The 4,721-nt window shown below is 36.6% G+C and carries 4 protein-coding genes and 1 pseudogene; all 5 read left to right on the top strand.

Features of this window, described 5'->3' with window-relative positions; genetic code table 11:
• On the top strand, nucleotides 1-391 hold a 391-nt coding region (locus A9G40_RS11205; RefSeq protein ID WP_141675255.1), incomplete at its 5' end, for a DUF596 domain-containing protein.
• 375 nt (nucleotides 392-766) lie between these two features.
• Nucleotides 767-1,249: a hypothetical protein gene (locus A9G40_RS11200; RefSeq protein WP_065582621.1), complete on the top strand. Its 483-nt coding sequence runs from the start codon at nucleotides 767-769 to the stop codon at nucleotides 1,247-1,249.
• Nucleotides 1,250-1,422: 173 nt separating this feature from the next.
• Nucleotides 1,423-2,376 (top strand): RHS repeat domain-containing protein, encoded by a 954-nt coding sequence (locus tag A9G40_RS11195; protein ID WP_065583102.1) that lies wholly within the window; start codon nucleotides 1,423-1,425, stop codon nucleotides 2,374-2,376.
• A gap of 8 nt (nucleotides 2,377-2,384) precedes the next feature.
• Entirely contained in the window at nucleotides 2,385-3,068 is a 684-nt protein-coding gene (locus A9G40_RS11190) for a hypothetical protein (RefSeq protein WP_065583101.1), read from the top strand.
• A gap of 53 nt (nucleotides 3,069-3,121) precedes the next feature.
• A pseudogene (locus A9G40_RS11185) lies at nucleotides 3,122-4,721 on the top strand (RHS repeat protein); the annotation flags it as partial.

Raw genomic sequence — 4,721 nt, 5'->3', positions numbered from 1 at the left:
AAGGAAACAGAGTGGAGATGAAATTTCAATGAATTTTAAAAAAATTTATAATTCTATTTTAGAAAGTGCTTTTGGTTATTCAATGGGCACAATGTGGCAACATTTAGATAATTACACGAAAGATATAAAAATACCCTACGAAATAAGAAAAGATTTATTTTTTAGAATATTAGAAAAATTAATAAAAGATGGACATATTAGATTAGCTAGAAATGGAATTTTTTTATCTGGCACAATTGAAGAACAAATTAATTCTATTAAGAATATTTGGCCTCCTTACCCTCCCGATAACGAGGATGATGATCTAGATGATGTAGGTATGTGGTTCTATGTGAAATTAAATTGCGGCATTGTTTGGATTACCAGTAATGGTCAAGAGGTTTGGACTTAAATTAAAAAATTGCTATAAAGGCAATATTATGATGAAGAAAGACAATTACATTACAATTTAACCTTTATTACGACTTGTTTATCGGCAGATATATCCGACAAGATTCGTTCGGAAGGCGTGGCTAGCTAAATAATTATCATGGAATTCAATTATAACTAATTTTAATATATTGAACTAGCCTTTACTTCATCAAACATACCTTAGAATTTCTCATATTTCCTAATATGTCGATTAAAACTGGAAAATGGATGAAAACCAATACTCGTTTTAAAGTTGAAGGTGGGCAAATGACAACTCAACTTGGACAAGGTAGAGGCATAGAAATTTTTAATGAAAATATTGTTCATTTTGAAAAAGTAAAATAAAGGTAAAAATATGCTATTAAAATTAGAAACTTCCAAAGTTCCAATGAAAATGGTCTTTTTATTATCAAAGGAATTAAAAAATAATCCAGAAAGAGTCGCTTTAACACAAGCATTAACGTTAGACAAATCAAAACCTACAATGGGTCTCAAAGGTACCAATGGTCTTTTTGGATCAAAAGAGTGGTGGAATAGTATTGAGCAGGGGAGGATACCTTTATTATTTATTTCAGGAATAATAAAAAAAGCTTATGTAGCAGGGCAAGATCCCTCAAATTTTAATAATACAGTTGATTTATTACTTGAAGATGGGACAATTCAATCTGTTGGTATTTATACCAACAAAAAAGAAGATTCAAAGCTCTTTAAAATAGGATATAGTGCAAGTATCGTTTATGCATTAGATGAAATGAAATTACAACCAGATTTTGATGGTAAAATAAATCGCTCTAAAACAGCTTTAGAAATGGCAGTCTCATTAGAGCCTGTAGAATAACTTCCAATTTAGATTCAATTTAACATATCAAATCGGCAAGGTAAGCTTAATACTTAGCTTACTTTGTTAGATTTAAATTATTATTGTGTCAACTAACCATTTGCTATGATGTTATTAGCGTTAATATTATGATAAACCCAAATGTTTTTTGGTGGCATATACTTTGAGCATGATTGCTTTGGCAACCTGATTGTGGAAAAACGTGGAAAAGGCCACAGTCTAATAAACTTATTGCCGAGACCGATAACGATAAACACTGGCAAAGCTACCTTTACGAGCCAGACTCTTACCGTCCATTAGCCCTAGTGCACGGTAATGCCCAACAAGATAACATCAAACTCTACTGGTATCAAAACGACCACCTCGGCACACCCATAGCCCTTACCGGCAGCTTAGGTGACACGCTCTATGAATGCCAGTATAATGCCTATGGTCAGATAATAAACGAAACCTACCATCAGGACGATATAGATTCCCTGCCGAATAATCCGTTACGATTCCAAGGGCAATATTATGATGAGGAAACAGGACTTCATTACAACCTAAACCGTTACTATGACCCATTTACTGGCAGATATATTACTCAAGACCCACTTGGTATACTGGGTGGGTTAAATAGTTATCAATATGCCAATAATGATCCAATAGACTTAATTGACCCGTTGGGATTAGAATGTAAATGGTTTATTGTTGGAAATAAAAGATACTTAAAATCTGCTGAACAGGATGGAACACTCGTTATTGGTGCCGGGCTAAACCCTATTGAGGGTGCTTATAATATATCTCATCCTGCTCACCCTATGGCGCCAGGTGTTTTTGCTGGCGATGCGCATAATTTGTCGAATATCGCTACCGGCTCGCAAAAGACCATTATAATGGATAATCCGTATGGCTATGCTCCCTTAAATGATGAAGTCCTCCGCGTTTTAAAGAAAGATGGTACAATAATCATTCGTGGCAGTGATGGTAAAGTAAATAAATATATGAGAAATCTGGAAATTATAGCAAAAAATAAAGGGTTGCAATTGATTAATAAACGAAAAATTTCTAGCAAGGGATATACTCAGTCGAATGGAGAGGCAATTAGAAATGAACAATTAAACGAATATATTTTCAAGAAAGAATAGGTGATTTTATGAAATATAAAATTGACATTACAAATAGTTACGAATATTTCATTGATATTGATGGCTGGAGTGGTGTAAAAAACTATTGTTCTTTACCGAAAATTGATCAAAAAAATTTAACTTGCCGAATATATCTCGAAAATGCATCCATACGTATGGATGAGAATATATGGCGAGATCAGATACTCTTGATAAATCCCAAAAGTATCATCAATATCGCTGATGACCTGCTGGTATTAGCCAGAAAAGCTACTCTCACGATAGAAAATATTCGCTGCTATGATCTTAAAGTGATCCATAAAGAACGAGACTATTATCATTCATCAGGCTTAAATTTTAATATTAAAGATCGTTACATTGTATTAGGTGGATATGACTCAGAACACTTAGATTCAAATATTTTTGGTCGAGCCATTTTTCAAGGTAAAGTTTTTTTAGAGTTGGAGGAGGATAAAATTCTTCCATTAATGATAGATGGTGATGATGGCGTGGTAGGAGGCGATAAAGGTATAATAAAAATTAATAATGAAAAAGAAACAGAATTAATTAAAAAAAGGATATCACTAAATATTAGTTATTTTAATGCTATAGAGTCACCTATGTGGGATTATAACTTTACGAGTAATTATTTTAATGATATGGATGGGTACAAGGAAGCTATTTTGGATTATCCGCCAAGCCAAAATAATTGATAGTGCTTACATTATTTAATCAATAGATTTCAGATGAAAACGTGATTGTCACCATGGCTGATGGCAGTCAAAAGTGTTACACCCATAAAGATGGTTTGTTACAGTCAGAAACCGATGCTAATGGGGCGACCAAAACCTATCAGTATAATGAAGAGGGATTGAAAACCGTTGAGATTGATGCGTTAGGGCATCAAACCCACTATGAATATACGGTTAATGCCGAGTTAAAAACCATTATTTACCCAGACAACAGTTATGAAGATTATACTTGGCAACGTGGACGAATTATTCGAATTGAAAAAAATGGGCTGATATGGCGAATACGTTATAACCATCACGACGACATTATTGAGTTGGAAACGCCCGACGGTTTACTCACTCGTCATCGTTATAATGAAGATGGACAGCGTTTATCGACCCAATACCCTGATGGTAGCGAACAACATTTTACGTGGGGAGATAACGGTGAATTACAACAGCTAGGCTTTTCCGATGGACGTCTTTTTCAATTTAGCTATGATGCTTTACTTCGGCTCACGGTCGTCAGTGATGGACAACAGGGCAAGACCTATTATACTTATGACGATTTAGGACAAATCACAAAAATCACCTACCCGAATAACACCACTCGTGAGTATCAATACAACGCTTATGGCAAAGTGACTTGGTTTAAAGATGAAGCGGGTAAAGTCACAGAATATGACTACGCTTCGCCATTACATTTAATGACCGAAAAGCGGCTGCCAGATGGCGAACGGCTGAAATTTCGTTATGATAATATCCATCTACAAATCAGTGAAATTGAAAATCAGAAAGGGGAACGTTACCGCTTCAGCTACACGCCAACGGGGCAATTGAGTGAAGAAATTGGGTTTGACGAGGTAAAAACCACTTATCATTACGATTTAAATGGCTATTTAATTGAAAAACACGAGTATGGTAACCAACATGATGAAAAACCGCTCATTACCCGCTACCAACGTGATAGCCGTGGAAAACTCATCGTAAAAGAGCTAGCTGATGGCATAAAAGAGCACTATAGTTACAATCAGAATGGATTATTAACACAAATACTCGATGGGCAATCGGTTTTAGGATGGGAATATAATAAAGTTGGTCGTTTAACGGCCGAGCACCAAAACTGGGCGACTATCCGCCATCGCTACGATGAAATCACCGGCTTACTCAATGGCACTAAACTGCCCGATGGGCAATGGTTAGAATATCATTACAATCAGGGTCAGCTACTGGGGATGACACTCGACCACCAGCCATTAGCCGCTTTTCGTTGGGATAAACAAGGGCGAGAGTATGAACGCCGTCAGGGTAATGGGCTGGTTAACCGTTACCAGTATGACCCGCTAGGGCAACTTATTGCCCATCAACGTTATCATGGTTATGATATCAGCACCCAGACCTCGCCAACGCCAATTTGGCAACAGCAGTATCACTATAATCCTAACGGACAGCTTGCCGAAATCACCGGACATCAGCCACGCCGTTACCGTTATGATAACGCCGGTCAATTACACACAGTGACTTATCCTGAGGTCAATCCCGAGCAGCATCATGCTGAAAAAGTCGAGCAGTTTGATTACGACCCAACGGGCAATAAAATCAGTGAAACCCAAGCGCTAGCCCCTATGCCTTTTC

The sequence above is a fragment of the Gilliamella sp. Nev3-1 genome (assembly GCF_001690435.1).
Classification (GTDB): Bacteria; Pseudomonadota; Gammaproteobacteria; order Enterobacterales; family Orbaceae; genus Gilliamella; species Gilliamella apicola_C.
This window is presented reverse-complemented; position numbering and strand designations above follow the sequence as displayed.